The organism is Gordonibacter sp. RACS_AR68 (assembly GCF_030418485.1).
In the GTDB taxonomy this organism is placed as follows: Bacteria; Actinomycetota; Coriobacteriia; order Coriobacteriales; family Eggerthellaceae; genus Gordonibacter; species Gordonibacter urolithinfaciens.
In genome coordinates this window covers 272,705-294,102 of record NZ_JAIPUP010000002.1, presented here as the reverse complement: position 1 = coordinate 294,102, position 21,398 = coordinate 272,705, and the positions used below count along the sequence as shown (strand labels likewise).

General features: G+C 68.2%; 21 protein-coding genes. 15 read left to right on the top strand and 6 right to left on the bottom strand.

The window, feature by feature from the left end; all coding sequences use genetic code 11:
- The first annotated feature begins 48 nt into the window (after positions 1–48).
- Together moaA and moaC are read left to right on the top strand one after the other, a co-directional pair.
- A complete protein-coding gene (gene moaA / locus K9U15_RS05970) occupies positions 49–1,050 on the top strand; it encodes a GTP 3',8-cyclase MoaA (RefSeq protein WP_096228040.1) in 1,002 nt (333 codons plus the stop codon).
- Positions 1,051–1,259: 209 nt separating this feature from the next.
- Complete coding sequence (moaC, locus tag K9U15_RS05965) at positions 1,260–1,763, top strand: cyclic pyranopterin monophosphate synthase MoaC (protein WP_087191327.1); 504 nt, start codon at positions 1,260–1,262, stop codon at positions 1,761–1,763.
- Between the two features lie 89 nt (positions 1,764–1,852).
- Here the strand turns inward: moaC and K9U15_RS05960 are convergent, their stop codons facing one another.
- Positions 1,853–4,696, bottom strand: a complete 2,844-nt coding sequence (locus K9U15_RS05960; protein ID WP_096228041.1) for a LamG-like jellyroll fold domain-containing protein — start codon at positions 4,694–4,696, stop codon at positions 1,853–1,855.
- A 249-nt stretch (positions 4,697–4,945) separates the two neighbouring features.
- Between K9U15_RS05960 and K9U15_RS05955 the strand changes: the two genes are divergently transcribed.
- Positions 4,946–5,086 carry a hypothetical protein gene (locus K9U15_RS05955; protein ID WP_154270343.1) on the top strand — a complete coding sequence of 47 codons (141 nt, stop codon included), beginning with the start codon at positions 4,946–4,948 and terminating at the stop codon, positions 5,084–5,086.
- 123 nt (positions 5,087–5,209) lie between these two features.
- Here the strand turns inward: K9U15_RS05955 and bfr are convergent, their stop codons facing one another.
- A complete protein-coding gene (bfr, locus tag K9U15_RS05950) occupies positions 5,210–5,674 on the bottom strand; it encodes a bacterioferritin (protein WP_096228042.1) in 465 nt (154 codons plus the stop codon).
- Between the two features lie 305 nt (positions 5,675–5,979).
- Here bfr and K9U15_RS05945 point away from each other — a divergent pair, with 305 nt between their 5' ends.
- The 10 genes from K9U15_RS05945 (at position 5,980) to K9U15_RS05900 (ending at position 16,252) form a co-directional block, all read left to right on the top strand.
- On the top strand, positions 5,980–6,780 hold the full coding sequence (locus K9U15_RS05945; RefSeq protein ID WP_041239546.1) for a YebC/PmpR family DNA-binding transcriptional regulator: 801 nt from the start codon (positions 5,980–5,982) through the stop codon (positions 6,778–6,780).
- Positions 6,781–6,941: 161 nt separating this feature from the next.
- A complete protein-coding gene (gene ruvC, locus K9U15_RS05940) occupies positions 6,942–7,472 on the top strand; it encodes a crossover junction endodeoxyribonuclease RuvC (RefSeq protein ID WP_096228043.1) in 531 nt (176 codons plus the stop codon).
- On the top strand, positions 7,469–8,068 hold the full coding sequence (gene ruvA / locus K9U15_RS05935; RefSeq protein ID WP_096228044.1) for a Holliday junction branch migration protein RuvA: 600 nt from the start codon (positions 7,469–7,471) through the stop codon (positions 8,066–8,068). Before ruvC ends, ruvA begins: the two co-directional genes overlap by 4 nt.
- Positions 8,069–8,138: 70 nt before the next feature.
- On the top strand, positions 8,139–9,206 hold the full coding sequence (gene ruvB / locus K9U15_RS05930; protein WP_096228045.1) for a Holliday junction branch migration DNA helicase RuvB: 1,068 nt from the start codon (positions 8,139–8,141) through the stop codon (positions 9,204–9,206).
- Between the two features lie 90 nt (positions 9,207–9,296).
- The gene (locus tag K9U15_RS05925) at positions 9,297–9,770 is read left to right on the top strand and encodes a hypothetical protein (RefSeq protein WP_096228046.1); all 474 of its coding nucleotides are present in this window, start codon (positions 9,297–9,299) and stop codon (positions 9,768–9,770) included.
- 253 nt (positions 9,771–10,023) lie between these two features.
- Complete coding sequence (locus K9U15_RS05920; protein ID WP_123673461.1) at positions 10,024–11,349, top strand: Bcr/CflA family efflux MFS transporter; 1,326 nt, start codon at positions 10,024–10,026, stop codon at positions 11,347–11,349.
- 207 nt (positions 11,350–11,556) lie between these two features.
- Positions 11,557–13,197: a helix-turn-helix transcriptional regulator gene (locus K9U15_RS05915; RefSeq protein WP_123673459.1), complete on the top strand. Its 1,641-nt coding sequence runs from the start codon at positions 11,557–11,559 to the stop codon at positions 13,195–13,197.
- 282 nt (positions 13,198–13,479) lie between these two features.
- Positions 13,480–15,162, top strand: a complete 1,683-nt coding sequence (locus tag K9U15_RS05910) for an FAD-dependent oxidoreductase (RefSeq protein WP_123673457.1) — start codon at positions 13,480–13,482, stop codon at positions 15,160–15,162.
- 124 nt (positions 15,163–15,286) lie between these two features.
- Complete coding sequence (locus K9U15_RS05905) at positions 15,287–15,865, top strand: hypothetical protein (RefSeq protein WP_096228050.1); 579 nt, start codon at positions 15,287–15,289, stop codon at positions 15,863–15,865.
- Positions 15,866–16,048: 183 nt separating this feature from the next.
- Positions 16,049–16,252 (top strand): cold-shock protein, encoded by a 204-nt coding sequence (locus K9U15_RS05900; protein WP_015539962.1) that lies wholly within the window; start codon positions 16,049–16,051, stop codon positions 16,250–16,252.
- Between the two features lie 220 nt (positions 16,253–16,472).
- Here K9U15_RS05900 and queA read toward each other — a convergent pair whose 3' ends face one another.
- The 4 genes from queA to K9U15_RS05880 all read right to left on the bottom strand — a co-directional run bounded on the left by queA (position 16,473) and on the right by K9U15_RS05880 (position 19,186).
- On the bottom strand, positions 16,473–17,552 hold the full coding sequence (queA, locus tag K9U15_RS05895; protein ID WP_096228051.1) for a tRNA preQ1(34) S-adenosylmethionine ribosyltransferase-isomerase QueA: 1,080 nt from the start codon (positions 17,550–17,552) through the stop codon (positions 16,473–16,475).
- A gap of 48 nt (positions 17,553–17,600) precedes the next feature.
- Positions 17,601–18,050, bottom strand: coding sequence for a type II toxin-antitoxin system VapC family toxin (locus K9U15_RS05890; RefSeq protein ID WP_096228052.1), 450 nt, complete (start codon positions 18,048–18,050; stop codon positions 17,601–17,603).
- A gap of 9 nt (positions 18,051–18,059) precedes the next feature.
- Positions 18,060–18,293 (bottom strand): antitoxin, encoded by a 234-nt coding sequence (locus K9U15_RS05885; RefSeq protein ID WP_096228053.1) that lies wholly within the window; start codon positions 18,291–18,293, stop codon positions 18,060–18,062.
- Between the two features lie 119 nt (positions 18,294–18,412).
- Positions 18,413–19,186, bottom strand: a complete 774-nt coding sequence (locus tag K9U15_RS05880) for an epoxyqueuosine reductase QueH (protein ID WP_096228054.1) — start codon at positions 19,184–19,186, stop codon at positions 18,413–18,415.
- Positions 19,187–19,268: 82 nt separating this feature from the next.
- Here K9U15_RS05880 and K9U15_RS05875 point away from each other — a divergent pair, with 82 nt between their 5' ends.
- Together K9U15_RS05875 and tgt are read left to right on the top strand one after the other, a co-directional pair.
- Positions 19,269–20,141: an HAD family hydrolase gene (locus K9U15_RS05875; protein ID WP_167380496.1), complete on the top strand. Its 873-nt coding sequence runs from the start codon at positions 19,269–19,271 to the stop codon at positions 20,139–20,141.
- 2 nt (positions 20,142–20,143) lie between these two features.
- Positions 20,144–21,289 (top strand): tRNA guanosine(34) transglycosylase Tgt, encoded by a 1,146-nt coding sequence (tgt, locus tag K9U15_RS05870; RefSeq protein WP_123673453.1) that lies wholly within the window; start codon positions 20,144–20,146, stop codon positions 21,287–21,289.
- Positions 21,290–21,398 lie beyond the last annotated feature (109 nt).

Here is a 21,398-nt window from a genome sequence, read left to right as displayed (position 1 = left end):
GGATACTTGGCCTATAATATTCTCACACGAGAAGGGAGAAGGGGCCCTATGAAAGACAGCCATGGTCGCACCATCGACTATTTGAGGATATCGCTCACCGACCGCTGCAACTTCCGGTGCATCTACTGCATGCCCGAGGACGGCGTGCAGTCGCTCGCCCACGAGGACATCCTGCGCATCGAGGAGATCGAGCAGGCCGTGCGCGTGGCGGCCGGCATGGGCATCCGCAGCATCCGCCTCACCGGCGGCGAGCCGCTCGTGCGCCTGGGCGTGGTGGACCTCGTGCGGGCCATCGCGCACACGCCCGGCATCGAGAACGTGTCCATGACCACGAACGGCGTGCTGCTGCCGAAGATGGCGGCCGAGCTCAAGCAAGCCGGCCTCTCGCGCGTGAACATCTCGCTCGACACGCTCGACCCGGCGCAGTTCAAGCAGATCACCCGCCGCGGCGAGCTCCAGCAGACGCTCGACGGCATCGAGGCGGCGCTCGAGGCGGGCTTCAACCCGGTGAAGATCAACGCCGTGGCCGTGCGCAGCCTGGACCAGGACTACCTGGCGTTCGCGAAGCTCTCCCTCGACCGCCCGCTGCATGTGCGCTTCATCGAGTACATGCCGGTGGGCGAGAGCTCCGGCAGCCACGGCTGCGGCTGGGGCAAGGACGACGTCGTGCCGAGCGAGGAGCTGTTCGGCATCATCAACGAGCGCGCCCGGGCCGCCGGTATGGACGAGCTCGTGGCCGCCGGCGACGACCGCCCGCTCGGCTGGGGGCCGGCGCGCTATTTCCAGTTTCCGAACGCGCAGGGCACGGTGGGCTTCATCAGCCCGCTGTCGCGCCACTTCTGCAGCGAGTGCAACCGCCTGCGCCTCACGGCCGACGGCAAGCTGCGCCCGTGCTTGTTCTCGGACGACGAGTACGACCTGCGCACCGCGCTGCGCTCGGGCGACGAGCAGGCCGCCCGCACCGTGTTCGCGCAGGCCTTGGGCGCCAAGCCCGACGAGCACCACGACAAGGTAGGAACCGAACGGGGAATGTCCCAAATTGGAGGCTGAGGGGTACCAACGGCCTGCCGGTCGTCGGAACCTGCCGATGCTGCGAAGGGCCGAGGCGCGCCGCCTTCGCGCGATCCCAAGGGCTCGCGTACCAAAGCACGCTTCGCCCTTGCGATCCCCCGAAGGCGGCACCCCTCGGCCCTTCTCGCTGAGTTACTAGCGCCAACCTGCGATTTTCAACCTGTGATATCGAGCCAAAGGAGCACTCCATGACCGAACAGCAACTCACCCATATCGACGAGCACGGCGACGTGCGCATGGTGGACGTGTCGCAGAAGGCCGACACCGAGCGCGTGGCCGTGGCCGAGGGCTTCATCGCCATGAACCCCGCCACGCTCGCGCTCATCGTGGAGGGCAAGGCCGCCAAGGGCGACGTGCTGGCCTGCGCGCGCGTGGCGGGCGTCATGGCCGCCAAGCAGACGAGCAGCCTCATCCCCATGTGCCACCCGCTGAACATCACGAAGGCCAAGGTGGAGTGCGCGCCGGTGGAGGCGGGCGAGCGCGAGGACGGCCGCGTGGGCATCCACGTGACCACCACCTGCGGCGTCACGGGCAAGACCGGCATCGAGATGGAGGCCCTCACCGCCGCGAGCGTGGCGTGCCTCACCGTGTACGACATGTGCAAGGCCGTGGACCGCGGCATGGAGATCATGGACGTGCGCCTGCTGAAGAAGGACGGCGGCAAGACCGGCCTCTGGGAGCGCGAGGCTTAGCGCGCCGCAAAAAGACGCCGCCCGTTTTCGGGAACCAGGCGCCCCTTCGACGGTCGAGGTCGAAGGGGCGCCGTGCATGCGGAGAGGAGCTAGCGGGATTCCTCTTCGGAGAACTCGCCTTTCCAGAAGCTGCGGGCAACGCAGATCGCCGCGCCGGCAGTGGCCATGAGGCCGACCAGTGCGCCGCCCGCCTCGATGCCGTCCCCGGTCTTGGCCAGCCTCGATCCGCCGGTGCTCCCGGGCGCGGTTCCGCTTCCGCCCGTGCCCTGCCCGGAGCTGCCGGTGCCGCCGCCTGCACCGTTGCCGGGAGCGGGATCGGGGTCGGGTGTCGGATCGGGCGTGGGCTGGGGGTCGGGCGTCGGTTCAGGATCGGGGTCGGGCGTCGGCTCGGGATCGGGGTCGATCGGGGCTGCCGCCACGGACACGGTCAGGGACGCTTGGGAATAGCCGGCGCGGTAGGTGACCGTATGGTTTCCGTCGACGGTTGGAACGAACGAGTACAGCGTGGTCCCCCTAGCTGCTGCGGCCGCGAGGGCGGCGGCGCCCTCGGGCACCGAGGTGAGGTAGAGGCCCACGGGGTTCCCCTCGGGGTCGATGACGCTCGGCACCGCTTCGATAGGGGTCCCGTTCGCGGTCGTGGCCGCGGCCGCGGGTATGACGCAGGCTGCGCCGACCTCGGGTGCGCCGAAGGCATCCGGCTCCGGCAGCTCGATGGTCGACGGGGCGCAGGCCCGGTAGTTCGCGGCCACCTCCTCGGCAGTCGCCACGGTGCCATGCGTCAGCTTTGCGAACGCCACCTTTGCGGCGCTGAACGCCTGGGGCTCTCCCTCCCCGCCGCAATCGGCTCCTATGTACCAGCGCGCCTTCGATGCGTTCGGCGCGGCGATGGCCCCCGCCGCCGCGGTTTCTCCCGCCAGCACGCCATCCTGGTAGATCTTGAGGGATGCGCCGTCGTAGGTGGCGGTGATGTGCGTCCACACCCCCGGCTCGACCGGCGTCGACACATTGGTGGAGCCGTCGGTGAAGTAGTAATGCAGCTTGCCGGTGGGATAGTACTCCAGCCACTGGCCGCCCCCCTGCCCGCAGGAGAAGATGTCGGTGTAGCCGGAGCTGGGTTTCGCCGTGAACTGCACGAGCAGTTCGGCGGTGGTGGAGGTTGCCAGCTTGGCGAAGTCCTCGGCCGCGAAGTCGTAGCCGAAGGCGGCCGTCGCGCCGTCGAAGACGGCCACCTGGCGGCCGAATTCCTCCACGGTCTCGAACGCAGGGCTGCCGAACGGGGTCAGGACATGCGGCGTCTCGGAGAGGTCGGCGGCGGACCCTTGCGAGAAGTCGACGGACAACAACGGCGTTGCCGGGACGGCCTCGCCTCCGGCGGTGGTGAAGATAACCTCGCCGATGAGCGTTTCCTTCTCCCAGGGGTTGCGCGCGTAGGCTTTCAGGCTGTAGGGGCTTTCGGGGGCGAGCGCGGCGCCGAACAGCGGGCGCACGAACTCGGCGGGCTGGTTGGCGGGGGCGTTGTAGTAGTCGGACATGTAGCAGGCGTTGTACACCTCGGCCCCCTGGGCGTCCAGCACCACGATGCGATAGCTCATCACCACGTCGTCGGACAGTCCCGACGCGTCGGGCCTGATCTTGTCGGCGGCGATGGCGAACGACGCCCCGGTTTGCGTGATGGAGTCGGCCGGTATGCGCACGGCCGCGCCCTCCTCCAGAATCGGGGGAAGGCTGCGCGCCTCCATGGCGGCGTGCGTGTACGTCCAGGTGGACTTGTCGGACACCTTGAACGTCCAGGGGGTTCCCAGATAGGCTCCCTGGCGGAAGTCCATGCGCCGGATGGTGACTTCGTGTCCGTTGGCGGCGTCCACCTCGACCAGCAGGCACTGGCTTGCGTCGTAGCCGTCGGACGGGTGTCCGCCCGTGCCGCCGTTCTCGTCGTAGCCGTCGGCATCCTTGCCGCCACGCATCCAGAAGTTATCGCCGAAGGTGGCCGTCTGCACGAGCGTGAACCCGTCGACGTCCTGGAAGATGGAGCGCGGGTCCTCCTCGGGGATGTGCGTGTGCCCGGAGAAGTGGACGAGCTGCGGGTACTTCGCCTTGAGCTCGTTGTAGAACGCTTTGGAATTGCGGTCGTCCACAGGGCCGTAATCGCCGATCCAGCCGGCGTTGAACGACGTGGGGGAGTACCAGACGGTGTCGGGGAAGGGATGGTGCGTCATGAAGAAGATGGGCTTGGTGCCCGTGGGGTCGTCGGCTGCGGCGGCGGCGATCTCGCGCTTCATCCAATCGAGGATGGTGATGGGCGTCGTGCCGTCGTCGTCATAGGTGGTGTCGCCGTACCAGTAGCCCCGCCCGCAGCTGGCGGCGATCACGTGGTAGCCGCCTATTTCGGTATGGACGTTCAGCTTGCCCTCGAAGGCGCCGCCTGGTTTCTGATAGGCATCCGCGCAGGTCAAGTGCGAGAGGAAGTACTTGAAGTTCGTCACGGCGTTGCCCTCGAGGGGGCTGCCGCCTACGCCGAACTCGTGGTTGCCCATGACGAACAGGGCCGGCTTCCTGATGGCGGCGTTCGCTCCCGCCAAAAGCGCGTCGAACTCGGCGGTCGTGCCGGTGTTCACCGAGTCGCCCGCGAAGACGTGCGCGGCGCAGTCGGGTACGGCCCGGTAGATGGTCTCGAAGGCGAACGGCAGCTTCTTCTCCACGTCGCAGCAGGTGAAATGAGTGTCGCTGTGCACGGTGAAGCGCACTTTGCCGGCGGGGAGCTCGGGCCAGCTGGGGTCTTCGGGCTCGGTGAAGGCCGCGTCGGCGTGCTGGCCGGGGAATGCGAGCATGCCGCCCATGGCCGTCACCCCGCAGGCGGCGGCCAGTTTCACGAACGTGCGGCGCGATACGCCGAACGTGCCGTGGTCGTAGATCGAGGAGAGCTGGGAATCCATGATGTCCTTTCGGTCGACTGCGCGAGATGCGTCGCCGTGGCTCCGCATGCGCGAAGTCCGCCGGGCGTCGGTGCGCTCTATCGTAGGCGCGCAAGGTAAGGCCCCGGCAAGGGGGAGGTCACGCGAGTGAAAGGATCAGGTAAGGATTCGCTCAAGCCTCCTGGTGCGAAAAGGCTGGCGGCGGGCCTGGGCGGCGGCCGGCCGAGACTACATCGTCCTCGTCCTCGGCTGCCCGCAGGCAGATCAACCATGATCGAAAACATCATGGACAAGAATCAGGTCGGTGGCACGATGCTCGGCGAGAAGGTCGCTTCCCGCGGTTTGCCACCAGGCGTTTTTCCAGCACAACCCAAGAAAGCGGCTTCGAACGAGGCCGCTTTCTTGCCATAGCCCCCGATCTCGTCCAGGCGGTCGGGCGCGCCTGGACGTGCGGGGATGCGCCCGAGGGAGAGGGGAGGTCGTGCGGCGCATTCCGCACCCGTCTGCGCGTGCGCGAGCGGGCGGGCGGTGCGGTTAGTTCTGCGTGGACAGGAACGTGGGCAGCGTCATCTGCTCGATCTGGTCCTGCAGCTCCTCCAGCTCGTCGAGGTGCTTGTCCTCGTCGCGCAGGATGGCCTCGAGGATGTCGCGCGTGGCGTAGTCCAGCACGTTGCCGGCCTGCACGATGGCCTCGTTGTACATCTTGATGGCGGTGAGCTCTGAGGCGTGGTCGTTGTCCACCTGCTGGGGGATGGTGGCGCCGATGTGGATGTCGTCCAGGTTCGACACGATGGGCGTGCCCTCCAGGAACAGGATGCGCTCGATGAGGTGCTCCGCATGCGTCATCTCGGTGATCGAGCGCGTCTTGAAGTTCTTGCTCAGGCGCTCGTAGCCCCAGTCTTCGGCCATTTCCGCGTGCACCATGTACTGGTTGATGGCGGCCAGCTCGCTGGCAAGCAGGTCGTTCAGCGTGTCGATGAGTTCAGGATTTCCTTTCATGGCAGTGCTCCTTTTGGTTGACGGGCGGTCAGGGAGGAACCGCCGGACGCCGGCGTCCCTCGTCTTCCAGCCATTGTAGGGGCGTGCTGCTGAATCGGCGGCTCGGTCACGGTACCGTAGGCACGCCGTCGCACGTCCGTCAACTCGCCCCGTGCGAGCCCGCGCCTGGACACCCGGCCGTCCGGCCCGACTGGCCCGGCCGGGCCGTCGCAGGCCGTTTTTTGAAGACCGTGCGATAAGCGAGCAGGGTATTTGACGGATGTGCTAGAATATTTGGCCGATAGTGCTCTGTGGAAGGGAAGTATATGTCTGGGCATTCTAAGTGGGCTACAACGAAACACCGCAAGGCGGCGCAGGACGCGAAGCGCTCGGCCTTGTTCTCCAAGCTGTCGCGCATCATCACGGTGGCCGCGAAAGAGGGCGGCGACCCGAACCCCGAGAACAACGCGTCGCTGGCGGCCGCCATCGAGAAGGCCAAGGGCTACTCCCTGCCGAAGGACAAGATCAAGACCGCCATCGACAAGGCGTTCGGCTCCGGCAAGGATGCCGCGAACTACGAGGAGGTCGTCTACGAGGGCTACGGCCCGGCCGGCATCGCCGTATACTGCGAGGCGCTGACCGACAACCGCAACCGCACCGCGGCCGACGTGCGCAGCGCGTTCTCGCATGCGGGCGGCTCCCTGGGCACCTCCGGCTCCGTGGCGTTTCAGTTCGAGCGCAAGGGCCAGATCATGGTTCCCAAGGAGGTCGAGACGGGCGACAAGAAGAACCCCGTGAAGCCGAATGGCGCCGCGGCCGACGAGGAGGAGTTCATGCTCGCCGTGGCCGAGGCCGGCGGCGACGACTACGAGGACGCCGAGGACGAGTGGATCATCTACACCGGCCCCACCGACCTCATGGCCGTGAAGAAGGCGCTGGAAGAGGCCGGCACCGAGACGAAGGGCGCCGAGCTCACCATGATCCCCACCACGCCCACCCAGGTGAGCGTGTCCGACGCGAAGAAGGTCATGCGCCTGGTGGACAAGCTGGAGGAGCTCGAGGACCTGCAGAACGTCTACCACACCATGGACATCACCGACGAGATCGCCGAGGCGCTCGACGAGTAGGGCTCCGGCAGCCTGACGACCGCCGAAACCGATCGGCGCCCTTTCGCGCCCTGCCGCGAGGCGTGGTCGGCGAACGATGGATTACTTGAAAGACGCGCTCCCGGCGCGTCTTTTTTGTGGTAGGATAGCACGAACAAACGTTTGCGAACCGAAGGGAACGGATGGCGCGCACCGAACGGACGATACTCGGCATCGACCCGGGCCTGGCGGACACGGGCTGGGGCGTGGTGGCGCAAAGCGGGCCGCGGCTGGCGTGCGTGGCCTACGGCTGCATCTCCACGCCGGCCCAGGCGCCGCTCGCGCGGCGCTTGGGCAAGATACACGAGCAGATGGCGGCCGTCATCAGGCGGTTCGCGCCCACATGCGTGGGCATCGAGACGGTGTGGTTCGGCGCGAACGCGCAGAGCGCCTTCGCCACAGGCCAGGCGCGCGGCGCGGCGCTCGTGGCGTGCGCCGAGGGCGACCTGCCGGTGGGCGAGTTCTCGCCCAGCCAGATCAAGCTGGCCGTGGTGGGCGCCGGCTCGGCGGACAAGGAGCAGGTGCAGTACATGGTGCGCCAGCTGCTGGCGCTCGAGGCGGTGCCGAGCCCCGACCATGCGGCCGACGCGCTGGCGGCCGCCATCTGCTACACGACCCACGAGGGCTTCGCGGCGGCGACCGCCGCGGCCGCATCGGGAGGAGGCGCGCGATGATCGCGTTCTTGAAGGGAAGGCTGGCGGGCAAGACCGCCGCTGCCGCGTTCATCGACGTGAACGGGGTGGGCTATGCCGTGGGCATGTCGCAGGCCAGCCTGTCGAAGCTGCCCGAGGCGGGCGCGTCCGTGGAGGTGCACACGTACCTGCAGGTGCGCGACGACGCCATCGCCCTGTACGGGTTCATGACGGTGGAGGAGAAAGCGCTGTTCGAGCGTCTTATCGGCGTGGGCGGCGTCGGCCCCAAAGTGGCCTTGGCGGCGTTGTCGGTGTTCACGCCGCAGGCGCTCGTCGCGGCCATCGCCGCGCAGGACGTGGCGGCCGTGTCGAAGATACCGGGTGTGGGGAAGAAGACGGCCTCGCGCATCATCCTGGAGTTGAAGGGGTCCCTCGACCAAGGGCTCGCGAGCCTGTTCGACGAGGGGGAGGTGCCCGCCGCCCGCGCCGCCGAGCAGCTGCGCGGCGCGCACGAGGCGCTGCTGTCCATGGGGTTCACGGCGGCCGAGGCCGACCTGGCCTTGAAGGGCGCGCCGGAGGGTGTCTCTGACAGCGCCGTTCTCCAGTACGCCCTCAAACGGTTGGGAACCGAGCGCTGACGCGCGCGGGCGCGTGTGGTACCTTGGTAGGCGAAGCGACGGACGGGACGGCTTGCGAAGTTAGGCGGTTATGGCGCACGACGACATCGAGATAGAGGGCCTGGGCTACGTGGCCGACGGCGCAGACGCGGCGTCGGTGCCGCCGCGTGCCGTGACGGCCGAGCTCACGGAGGACGACCTCGTCCTCGACCGCAGCCTGCGCCCGAAGCGATTGGGCGACTACCTGGGCCAGACGAAGGTGAAGGAATCGCTCGCCATCCTCATCGAGGCGGCGCGGGCGCGCGGCGACGTGGTCGACCACATCCTGTTCTCGGGCCCTCCGGGCCTGGGCAAGACCACGCTCGCCACCGTGGTGGCCAACGAGTTGGGTGCCAGCATCCGCACCACGAGCGGCCCTGCCATCGAGCGCACGGGCGACCTGGCCGCCATCCTCACGAACCTCGAGGAAGGCGACGTGCTGTTCATCGACGAGATACACCGCCTGAACCGCATGGTGGAGGAGGTTCTCTACCCCGCGCTCGAGGACTTCGCGCTGGACATCGTGGTGGGGAAGGGGCCGGCCGCGCGCTCCATCAGGCTCGACCTGCCGCATTTCACGCTCATCGGCGCCACGACGCGCACGGGGCTGCTCACCGGGCCCTTGCGCGACCGCTTCGGCATGGTGTTCCGGCTGGCGTACTACACGCCCGAGGAGCTGGGCTCCATCGTGTGCCGCTCTGCGGCGATCCTCGGGGTGGACATAGCCGAGGACGGCGCGCTGGAAATAGCGCGACGCAGCCGTGGCACGCCGCGCTTGGCTAACCGCCTGCTCAAGCGCGTGCGCGACTGGGCCCAGGTGCGCGGCGACGGCACGATCGACGAGGATGTGGCCGCTCAGGCCCTAAGCTTCTTCGAGGTGGACGCGCTCGGCCTGGACGCCGTGGACAACCGCATCCTGGAGCTTCTGGCCGTGCAGTTCGGCGGCCGGCCCGTGGGGCTCTCGACGCTCGCCTCGGCACTCTCGGAGGACCAGGACTCCCTTGAGGATGTCTACGAGCCCTTCCTCATGCAGCAGGGCCTTATGGTGCGCACCCCGAAGGGCCGCCAGGCCACGCCGCGTGCCTACGAGCACTTGGGTATCGCCCTCCCACCTGCCTGACGACGGCCGGGAGGGCCGGCGCAAGCGCCGCGGGGCGCCTCCGGCGCTTCCCGCCAGCCGATTTCGACCTGCGACGAAAGGACGAGCCCCATGCTCGAACAGGACTACCTCATGCGCATCTTCCTGCAGTTCGCCGAGATACTGCGGCGCAGCTGGTTCAAGGCGCGCGACGAGCACGACCCGAAGGCCGCGGCTGACATGCTGGAGAACGCCGTGGGCGACGCCGTGGACATCGACGGCGCCACGCTGCTGTCGCTCGCGCCGGAGTCCATGGCCGCCATCCTGCAGGTATCGGGCACCGACCCGCGCGTCACCGAGTACGTGGCGCGCAGCCTCATGCTGGCGTCCGCCTACCTGCGCGAGGCGGGCGAGGACGCCGTTGCCGACCTGCGGCTTGGGCAGGCGCGTGCCCTGGCCGATGCCTACGGGCTCGAGCTGCCCGACGACCCGGCCGAGATGGCGGGCCTGCTGGACGACGTCCCGGAGCCTGCCATCGTCGACATCGCCTCGGCCGACGACCCTCGCTCGCCCTCCGTCGAGGCACCCGAGAGCCCAACCGAGTGACGCAGGCTCGGCTTCTGCCCCGCAGGCTTCCCGTATCCTAGCCGGGCCCTTCGGGCGCCCGCCCTCCCGGCGCCCTGCGCTCCGTGCCGTGCGCCGCCGGCATCCGCAACACCTCGCCGAACCGTGATTTGTTAGATCATGGTGACTCTGTGATGATCGGCGTATCGCGCCCTCATCCGGTTTCGTTCCGCTAGAGTAATCGCCTCGTAATCCCGTTACGGGTCGCCTTCGGAACCTAGAAGGAGAACTCACCATGAAACAGAAGATGCAGCAATGGCTCGTCCGGCCGCAAGGAAAGCTCGGGCCCTTGGGGCTTGTCGTCCTCCTTGTCGCCGCGAGCCTGGTTACACCCCTCTCGCTCGACATGTACACCCCTGCCGTGCCCCACATGACGGAGGCCTTCGACACCACGGCGGGCACCGTGAACCTCACGCTTGTGGGATACTTCCTGTTCTTCGCCGTGGGCTTGCTCGTGTTCGGGCCGCTGAGCGACCGCTACGGCCGCCGCCCCGTGCTGCTGGCCGGCGTGGTTACCTACACCTCCGCAAGCGGCCTCTGCGCGCTCGCGCTCGATATCGAGATGCTCATCGTGTTCCGCGTCGTGCAGGCGCTGGGCGCGGGCGCCGTGAGCGCCGTTGCCACCGCCGTGGTCAAGGACGCCTTCAAGGTCGAGAAGCGCGAGGCCATCCTTTCCATCGTGCAGGTCATGTTCGTGGTGGGGCCCGTGCTGTCCCCGGTGGTGGGCGCCCTCATCCTGCAGGTGTTCGACTGGCGCATGACGTTCTGCGCCCTGGGCGCCGTGGGCCTGTTCTGCTGCGCGCTCGCCGTGCTGTTCGAGGAGACGCTGCCGCAGGAGGAGCGCTACCGCGGCACCGTGCTCGGCAGCATCGGGCAACTGGGCGCCGTGGCCAAGAACAAGGGCTTCTCCTCGTTCTTGGCCATCGTGGGCCTGTACAACCTTCCGTTCATGGCCTACATCGCCGTGGGCTCCTACGTGTACATCTCGTTCTTCGGCTTAAGCGAGCTGGAGTACAGCGTGTTCTTCGCCGTGGCGGCGCTGCTCACTGCCGCCGGCCCCTTCATCTGGCTCAAGGCCTCCCGCTACGTGAGCGCGCGCCGCTTCACCGGCATCCTGCTGGTTGCGGCTGCACTCTCGGGCGTGGCCATGCTGCTGGCAGGCGAGCTCTCGCCCGTGCTGTTCTGCCTCACGTTCCTCGTGTTCGCCCTGACGGAGGCCTGCATCCGCCCCTACAGCACGAACATCCTGCTATCTCAGCAGGAAGGCGACACGGGCGCGGCGTCATCGCTCATCAACTTCGCCCACACCGCCATCGGCTGCGTGGGCATGCTGTTGGCCGTGCTGCCGTGGTCGAGCTATGTGCAGGGCATCGGCGTGCTCATCGTGGCGTCCATGGCCTTTGCGGGCATCGGCTGGATCGCCCTGCTCAAGTCACGGATCCCGCTTGCGGGCATCAAGGGCGCCTCGCCGTCCGGGCAGGCGGCTCCGCTTGCCCGGGACGGCCGGCCTGGCCAGGGCGCCGTGGATGCATCCTCTCGCGCGAAGGGGAGTGCCCGGTAGCCAGTGCGTTGCGGCCCGCGGCCTGCGGGCCGGGCAGCGTCGGGAAGCGGATGCGCCGGCCGGCCCTGCTGATACGGTCGGCCGGCCGCGCTGCCCCGCTCTTGCCGCGCCGGCGCGGTCGGCGCCCTGCTTTTCCCTTCTGCGCTTCACCGGGCGGCTGCGGTACGCTACCATGTTCCCGGGAGAAACTACGGGAGGGGATCGTTCTTGTCCGTCGAGAAGGCGAAAACGCTGCTGCGGTCGCTGCGGTGGCATCATCTGGGGTTCGCGTTCGTGTGGGCCATCACGTTCGCGGGCCTCTCGGCACCCGACGGCTTCGCGGGCCAGCGCCTGTTCAGCTTGAGCGACCAGCTGTGCGCCCTGGCGGCCGTGGGCGCCGCCGTGCTCTACGAGCGGCGGCGCATGCCCTTTCCGCCGCGATCCGCCCTGATGGTGGGCATGCTGCTGGCCGCAGGGTCGGCCGTCTACTACCTGGCGGCCAACGGCGGCGTGCCCGTCCTGCCCGGCTCGCTTGCGGCCGGCGTGCTGGTGGGCCTTGCCTTGGGCTCGTCCTACGTGCTGTGGCAGCAGTTCTTCGCCTCCGAGGGGGCATCGCGCACGGCCGTGTTCATACCGCTGTCGGCCCTGCTCTCGGTGGTGCTCAGCGTTCTTTTGGCGCTGCTGCCGGACGCCGCGCGCGCCCTGTGCTCCGTGGCCGTCCTGCCCGTCGCTGCCGCCGTGTCGCTCGGCCGCTGCCTGCGGGAGATCGTGCCCGCCGACCCGCGGCCGCGCATGACGGGCACGGCCGCCGCGGCCACGGTGCGCATGCTGTGGAAGCCAGTGTTCTGCACGTGCGCCATCGGCTTCGTGTGGAAGCTCGTCTCGCATCTCTTCGCCGTGCCCGGCGGCATCGCGTCGCCGCCCGTGCTGGCCGGCATGGCGCTGGCCGTGGCGGTGGTGGTGCTCATCGAGCTGCTCTCGGAGACGGGCTTCGCGGTGCTGCGCGTCTACCAGATATTGTTTCCGCTGGTCACCGGTGCGTTCTTGCTTCCTACGCTGTTGGGGGTGCAGTTCGCGCCCTTCGCTTCGGGCATGTTGCTGTTCGGCTTCGAGATAGTGAACCTGCTGCTCATCGTCACCAGCGCCGTGTACGCGAGCGAGCGCTCGCTGCCCTCGACCCAGGTGTACGCCCTGTGCGTGGGGCCCACGCTGGCCGCCATGCTCGCAGGCGATGTCGTGGGCACGGGACTGAGCCCGCTTGCGGCCTACGACTTCGCGCTGGCGGTGAACGTGCTGTTCGTCTGCGTGTACGCGCTGTCGCTCGTGCTGTTCTGCGTGGCGTTCACCCGCAAGGGCCACCGCGGGCGCGTGGCGGCCGAGGCCGAGCACGACATGGCCGTGGTGGGTGCGGCTGCGTTCCTCTCGCCGGGCGTCCTGCCTGCGGGGGCCGCTGGCCGCTCGTCCGCGAGAGGGTCGGACGCCGTCGCGGGCTCTGCCGCAGGCGCGATCGGCGCGCCGGTGCCGGCGGCTGCCGGGGAGCCGGGTCCTCAAGCGGGCTCTGCAGGCGCGCCGTCTGGGCCGGGCGCGGAGACGTGCCCGGAGAGGCTGCCGGGCGAGGGCGCGGCGGCCGCCCCCGGCGCCGACGGCATCGCGACGCTCATCGAGCGGCGCATGGACGCGCTGGACCTGGCCGAGCCGTTCAGCCCCCGCGAGCGCGAGGTCGTGGCCCTCGTCCTGCGCGGCAACAACGTGCCCGCCATCGCCCGCAAGCTCTACATCTCCGAGAACACAACCCGCGACCATATGAAGAGCATCTACCGCAAGGCCGACGTCCACTCCCGCCAGGAGCTCATCGACCTGTTCGACTAGCCACCGTGGCGACATCTGTCCTCCGGCGCTCCTGCGGGCGCATCCGGCTATCCCCGGCTCGCCTCGAGCCGTCGCGAGCCTTTCCGCACAGGTTGCGTCCTGCCCTCGGACACCGCTTCGCAACGCTCGACCAACGCTCACTTTTTAGAGGATAACCTGCGGAAACGCGAAAACAACCCAAAGTATGGGATGGTGCGGGGCGCCCTTCGCGCGCTAAGCTGGCCCTGTTGGCGGGCGGGGGAAGCCGCCCGCGCAAGCGATGGATCGATCCAAGGAGGGAACATGAGCGAAGAAAGCAAGGGAATCTCGCGACGCAGCCTGCTCAAGGGGGCGGCCCTGAGCGCGGCGAGCGTGGCCGCGCTCGGCATGATCGGCTGCGCCCCGAAGGAGGCCGGCTCGGCCGACGACGCCAAGGCGGGCGCAGCGGGCGGCGCCGACGGCAAGCACACCTGGGAGGTCAAGCCCGAACCCATCCCGGCCGACAAGGTCAAGGAGACGGTGGACACCGAGGTGCTCGTCATCGGCGGCGGCTACTCGGGCACGTGCTGCGCGCTGGCTGCGGCGGAGGGCGGCGCCAAGGTGACGCTCGTGGAGAAGGACGCCATGCTCAACGGCCACGGCGTGGGAGGCACGGGCGCCATCGCCTCGCGCGAGCTGGACAAGCTGGGCATCAGCTTCGACAAGGCCGTGGAGATGGAGCGCTGGGTGTCCACGTGCGGCAACCGCTGCCGCGAGTCGCTCGTGGCCAAGTGGTTCCGCGAGTCCGAGCGCTGCATGAACTGGTTCCTCGACCTGGCCGAGAAGAACGGCGCGAAGTGCATGGTCACGGTGGGCTCGCGCTCTGCCGTGCACCCCGAGATCGACTGCTACCACATGATCTTCGGCGGCGAGATCTTCGAGCAGCACACCATGGCCGATTTCGTCGAGTACCTGTTCGAGAGCGAGGCCAAGCAGCACGGCGCCGAGTTCGTGTACGAGATGCCGGCCGTGCAGCTCGTGCAGGACGACGCCGGCAAGGTCACGGGTGCCATCTGCCAGAACAAGGACGGCGACTACGTGCAGTACAACGCGCCGAAGGGCGTGGTGCTGGCCACGGGCGACGTGAGCTACAACGACGAGTACCTCGACGAGTTCGCCCCCATCGCAAAGAAGGTCATGACCCGCCTGTGCTCCGACCAGGGCAACGTGGGCGACGGCCACAACATGGCCGCCTGGGCCGGCGGTGCGTTCCAGGACGGCCCGTGGCCCACGATGATGCACCCCCAGGCGGCCGCCACGTTCCACGGCCCCTTCATGTTCGTGAACCCGGCCGGCAAGCGCTTCATGAACGAGGCCACGTGGGTGCAGGGCAAGTGCGTGGGCGTCATGGTAAACGGCGGCTCGGACCACGCGTGGTCGGTGTTCGACGCGAACTGGCAGACGGACCTGCTGGACAGCCTGCAGTACGGCGGCGGCATGTTCTGGGACTCGTTCCGCGCCTACGGCACGGACTACCAGGTGGCGGTGGACTCGCACACGAAGACGGTCGAGGGCGGCCTGGAGAAGGTGCCCGACTACTACAAGCGCGCCGACACGCTGGAGGAGCTGGCGGAGATGCTCGACGTGGACAAGGACGAGTTCCTGAAGTCGGTCGAGCGCTACAACAAGATGTGCGAGCAGGGCGAGGATACCGACTTCTACAAGGAGAGCCACTTCCTCTATCCCGTCAAGGAAGGCCCTTTCACGGCCTGCATGGTGGCGCCGGGCCTGTTGGGCGTGTGCGGCGGCATCCACATCTCGGACAACTTCGAGGTGCTGGACGCCGAGGACCAGCCGGTCGAGGGCCTGTACGCCATCGGCAACTGCGCGGGCGACATTTACGCCTACGACTATCCCATCAACGTGCAGGGCAACAGCCACGGCCGCTGCCTCATCGAGGGCAAGTGCCTGGGCGAGCAGCTGGCGGGCGTGTACCAGGAGATCTAGCAGGTTGACGGCGGGGCTGGGCGGCGGCGTGCCGGCATCACCGGGCGCGACGTCGCCCGGTGGCCGGAGCCGGCGCCGCCGGCCCGGCCTGCCGTCTCGGGCGGACCACGGAAGGACCGAGGGCATGGACGAACCGAAGGATGCGGGGACGGGCGCCGGCGCGGCCGGGGCGGGCACGTGCGTGACGGCGGCCGACGGAAGCGCGGAGGCCGCGGGCACGGATGCCTCCGAGGAGGCGTTCGACCAGCTGCAGCGGCTTTACGATCAGCTTCCCGCCATGGAGGAGCGCGGCGCGCTGCTGGCACGTGCGAAGGCTGCGGCTGCGGCGGTTCGTCTCGAGGACGAGCTGCGCACGGCCCGTATCCTCCTGGACGAGGCCGAGAAGCGCGAGGCTGCGGCCCGCGCCGCGTTCGAGCGGGCGGAGCAGGGAGGCGCTCCGGCGCTTGCCGACGAGTGCCGCCGGGCCCTGCTGCATGCCGGCTCGCTGCGAGGGTTCCGCGTCGGTCCCGCGCGCAACGCCGAGGCAGCCCTGGCCCGCGCGCTCGAGGAAGGGTGCTTCGCCGATGCGGCGGAAGCGCATGCCGCCCTCTTGGAGCCGGCCGAGCTAGCGTCTGTCCAGTCGGAGGTCGAAGCCTACCGGAGCGCCTACGCCGAGGCCCTTGCCCGGTGCGAGGCGCTGGAGACGTCTTGTCCCGAAGACTGATGGCGTGGCGCCGGCCGTATCTTACGAAACGGTAAAAAACGGGCTAAACCGAGAATCCCGAGCCTTTTTCTCTCTGGATAGCGTATAGTATTCTCGTGCTCTCGAGGTGAGGGCGAGTGCTGCCGCCATGCAGCATGCAGTGTTGCCTCCTTGAAGGGTCAAGGAGAGGAAAGAGGATTTAAAATGGCAGAAGGTACCGTGAAGTGGTTCAACCCCGAAAAAGGCTATGGGTTCATCTCTCAGAACGATGGCGAAGACCTCTTCGTCCACTTCTCTGAGATCAAGATGGACGGCTTCAAGACCCTCGATGAAGGCCAGGCTGTGCAGTTCGACGTGACGACCGGCCAGAATGGCAAGCTCCAGGCTAGCAACGTGACGAAGGCGTAAAGCAACCTCACATAAACAAGCCGAAATGGCCCCGCAGTGCGGGGCCATTTTTTTGCGTCGAGGTCGCGGTTCGGGTTCTCCGCCGAGTTGCCCCGGCCCACGAAGGTCATGCCGGCTATCGCTGCGTACGGCAGCCTTCTGTCTGCCGAATGCAGCGATAGCCGCTGGGGCGAGATCGCATGCCTCCTTCGGCCGTCTTGGTCGAGGGTCCTCGGCGAGCCTAGCAGATGAGCATGGCGTCGCCGAACGAGAGCAGGCGGTAGCGCTCGGCGATGGCATGCCGGTAGGCGGCCATGATGTGCTCGCGCGTGGAGAAGGCGCTCACCAGCATCATGAGGGTGGAGCGGGGCACGTGGAAGTTCGTGACCAGGGCGTCCACCACGTGGAACTCGCTGCCGGGCAGCAGGTAGAGCGACGTGGCCTCGCGTTCGCGGGGCGTCACAATGCCCGCTTCCGCGTCCCAGGCGCTCTCGAGGCTGCGCACGCTCGTGGTGCCCACGGCCACCACGCGGCCGCCGCGCTCGCGCGTCGCGGCGATGGCGTCCACGGTGCGGGCGGGCACGCTGTAGCGCTCGGTGTGGATGACGTGCTTCTCGGGGTCGTCCTCGTCCACGATGCGGAACGTGTCCAGGCCCACTTCCAGCTCCACGGTCTCCCAGCCCACGCCCTGCTTGTGCAGGCGCTCGATGAGCTCGGGCGTGAAGTGCAGGCCGGCCGTGGGCGCCGCCGCCGAGCTCTCGCGACGCGAGTACACCGTCTGGTACAGCTCTTCGTCGCCGGCGTAGTCCTTGATGTAGGGCGGCAGCGGCGTGTGGCCCACCGCGTGCAGCGCCTCGTCGAGGGAGGGGAGCGGCGTGATGAGGCGTGCCAGGCGCTCGCCCTTCTGCGCGTCAGCGATCCAATCCACGATCTCGGCGGAAAGCGCCACCTGGCCTGCGGCGTCCGTGAAGTCCACGATGGCGCCCGTGCCGGGCTTGAGGCGCTTGCCAGGGCGCACGAGCACCTCCCAGAGCGCGCTCTTGTTGTCGAGGGGCGTGCCGTGCTGGCGCAGCAGGAACACCTCGGCCGCCCCGCCGGTGCCGCGTTTCGCGCCCAAAAGGCGCGCCGGCATGACGCGCGTCTCGTTGGCCACCAGAAGGTCGCCGGGGCGCAGGTACTCCGCGATGTCGCGGAATACGCGGTCCTCCAGCGCGCCGGTCACGCGGTCCATGACCAGCAAGCGGCAGCCGTCGCGTTCCGCGGCGGGCTCTTGGGCTATGAGCTCTTCGGGCAGGTCGTAGTCGAAATCGGAGGTCTTCATGCGGGCGGGTCCTTCGTGCGGTTCGCGGTCGGTTCGTCGAAGAGCCTATTATAGGCGTTCCGGCTCCGCCAAGGGCCCCATTCCCAATTCCTCCCACGTCATCTCATACCACGACTCGATGGAAAGCCCCGGCACGCGCTTGAACTCGTCCACGTTGTTCGTGACGAGGACTGCGCTGTTCGCGAGCGCCGTGGCGGCGATGAGGAGGTCGTTTGGTCCGATGACCTTGCCCGTCATTTCCAGTTCCCCTCTTATGCGCGCATAAATGTGCGCGCATTCGGAATCGAACGGAAGGACTTCGAAGGGAAGCATGAATTCATCGACGAGCCATCGCGTTTTTTCCGATTGCCTGCTTTTCACTATGCCGAGCCTCAGCTCTCCCTCCACGATGGCGGGAATTTTGAACAGGCGAGGGTCGCTGCTGCGCATCAGATCGTAAGCGTAGGGGAGGTGTCCGTGCATGAAGTCTATGCAAATGTTGGCGTCGAGGAGGTACATGCGCGCCGCCTACAGCGTCTTGCGAGGCGCGTCGAGCTCCCAGGGAATCTCCGGAGGCACTACGAACGTGTCGTCGTCGCAGGCTCCGTACAGATTGAAGAACCCTGGCGGCCAGCCGTTATGTTCCTTGCGCCCGCGCAGCACGCCCGCCGCGTACTTCGAGAGCGTCTTCCCCTCGCGCGCGGCATCGCGACGCAGATCTTCCATCGTGGAATCGTCCACGTACAACGAAAGCTGGGCCATGTCACCCTCCCTTCGGTAGCAAATATACTTGTGAGTATACTTGCTAAAACCTTGGAAAGCAAGCCCATGCTTTGGCACGCGACGGCAGGGCTTGCGAGGCGCTTTGGCCGAAGGCCGGGCTACCGCTCGCCGCGCCCCTGCTCGCGCAGCGCGCGCAGGGCGGCGCGCTTGCGGGCCTGCTTCTCGGCGTAGGCTGCTCGTTCGGCTCGCTTGGCGGCGCGGGCGGCTTCCTGGGCGGCGCGCTCGTCGGCATGCGCGGCGGCCTCGGCCTCGCGCTTGGCGGCCCGCTGCCGCTTGCGCTCGGCACGCTCGGCCGCCGCCTCAGCCTCGGAGAAGTGGCAGCCGCAGAAGTTCTGGCGGTACATGCCCGTCGCGCGGCTGCGGCGGGTGGCCTCGTCGTAGAAGGGGCGGTAGTCCTCGAAGAGCGCGCGCACGCCTGCGGCGGCCGCTGCGCGTTCCAGCTCCTCGCGGATTACCTCGGTGAACTGGTAGGGGCTTACCGAGAGCGTGGTGCCCACGGCGTCGAAGCGCCGCTCGGAGGCAACGCGCGCGGCCTCCTCGAAGCGCAGGCGGTAGCACGCACGGCAGCGCGCCTCGCGCAGCGCGGGGTGCGTCGCCACGCGCAGCACGTCGCCGTCCGCCGCCGCGAGCGCGGCCTCGCCCACGCGTCCGGCCGTCGCCTCCCAGGCCGCAGGGTCGTAGGGGCCCTCCACCACCGGCAGCCCCTCGCCGCCGGCCCACGTGCGCAGCGTGCCCAGCCGGTGCGCATACTCCTCGGCCGGCGCGATGTTCGAGTTCGCATAATAGAGGGTCAGGTCGTGCCCGGCCGCGCGCAAGATACGCGTTGGCTCCAGCGAGCACGGTCCGCAGCAGGCATGAAGTAGCAATTTCATCGGGTTTCGCACGCTCCTTCGCATCGTCGCCTATACTACCATGTCGGACAAAACGCACGCCGACGAACAGAAGGACGACGCAATGAGCGAATGCACCGCACCGGCCTACCGGGCCATCTTCTTCGACTTGGACGGGACCTTGCTCCCCATGGAGATCGACGAGTTCATGCGCACGTACTTCGAAGCGCTCGGCGCGTACGTCGCCCGCTTCGGCGTGGCGCCCGAGGCGTTCATGGCCGGCATGAAGGCCGGCATCAAGAACATGGCCGCCCACGACGACGGCCGCCCGAACAGCGACGCGTTCTGGGAAGGCTGGTTCGCGCACGTCGATGCCGATGCGTGCGACTGGACGGCGGAGCTCGACCGCTTCTACGAAGTCGAGTTCGGCGCGATCGGCGCGGGCGTGGCGCCGAACCCGGCGGCGGCGCGTGCGGTGGATGCGCTCGCGTCCAAGGGCTACCCGCTCGTGCTCGCCACGATGCCCATGTTCCCCGAGCGTGCCGTGCGGTGGCGCCTCGAGTGGGCGGGCATCGACCCGGACAAGTTCTCGCGCCTCACGAACTTCGCGAACTCCACGAGCGTGAAGCCCAAGCCCTCCTACTACGCCGAGAACCTGGCTGCGGCCGGCCTGTGCGGCGCCGACGTGCTCATGGTGGGGAACAACACGGTGGAGGACCTGGGCATCCAGGCGCTCGGGGCCGACGCGTTCCTCGTGACCGACCACCTGCTCGATCCGACGGACGGGGGCTTCGATCTCGCAACCGTGAAGCACGGCACGATGGAGGAGTTCGCCGCGTGGGCCGAGGCGCTGCCTGCCTGCGCAGAGCACGCAACCGGCATCGACGCCGGCCTGGTGGATGCCGCCGCGTGCGAGCGCGTGCTCGCGGAGAACCTCGCGGGCGACGCCCCTGCGGCTCCCGGCGCGGGCTTCACCATCAACGGGATCGAGGGCTAGCCGTGGCCCTTTTCGATTGCGCCTGCGAGGCGACGAGCGGCCACGCCCGCGCGCTTTCCTACGAAACAGCCCACGGGACGTTCCATACGCCCATGTTCATGCCCGTGGGCACGAGCGCCACAGTGAAGGGCGTCACCGCAGGCCAGCTGCGCGATCTGAACTCCCAGGTGGTGCTCGCGAACACCTACCACCTGTCGCTGCGCCCCGGCGCCGACGTGGTGGCCGAGGCCGGCGGGGTGCACCGCTTCATGAACTACGATGGCCCCATGCTCACCGACTCGGGCGGGTTCCAGGTGTTCAGCTTGGCCGACACGCTCAAGCTCGACGACGACGGCCTCACGTTCCGCTCCATCTACGACGGCTCGAAGATCCGCTGGACGCCCGAGTCCAACATGGCCATCCAGGAGCAGCTCGGCGCCGATATCGCCATGCAGCTCGACCAGTGCACGCCGTACCCGGCCGAGCGCGCGTTCGTGGCGAAGGCCGTGGATCTGTCGGCCAACTGGGCGCGCCGCTGCCTGGCCGCGCACGTCCGGCCCGACCAGACGCTCTTCGGCATCGTGCAGGGCGGCATGGAGCTGGACCTGCGGCTGGAATCCATCCGCCGCCTGCGCGAGATCGAGGACGAGAGCCTGGCGCGCGGCGCGCGGCGTTTCGGCGGCTTCGGCATCGGGGGCTACTCGGTGGGCGAGGACCACGAGGTGATGTTCGAGACGCTGGGTCCCGTGGCGCGCGCGTGCCCGGAGGACCGCCCGCGCTACCTCATGGGGGTGGGCAACCCCACCACGCTCGTGCGCGCGGTGCGCGAGGGCGTGGACATGTTCGACTGCGTGCTGCCCACCCGTACGGCCCGCATGGGCACGGCGTTCTCGTCCACGGGCCGCATGAACATGCGCAACGCGAAGTTCGCGCGCGACTTCGGCCCGCTCGACGCCGCCTGCACGTGCCCGACGTGCCAAAACCACAGCCGCGCCTACATCCGCCACCTCGTGAAGCAGAACGAGATGCTCGGCGGCATCCTCTTGTCCATCCACAACCTGCACTACCTCATCGACCTCATGCGCCGCGCCCGCGAGGCGGTGCTGGCCGGCGCCTACGAGGAGTTCTACGCGGCGTGGATGGCCAGCCCGGCGGCGAAGGACTACTAGGCAGGGCCCTCGAGCTGCTCTTTTTCGGAAATCGCCGAATATTTCCGGACAAGTATAGTTTAACCGCAGGGAAGTGTTCCCGGCGGTCGATTTGTGGCACAATAGGACA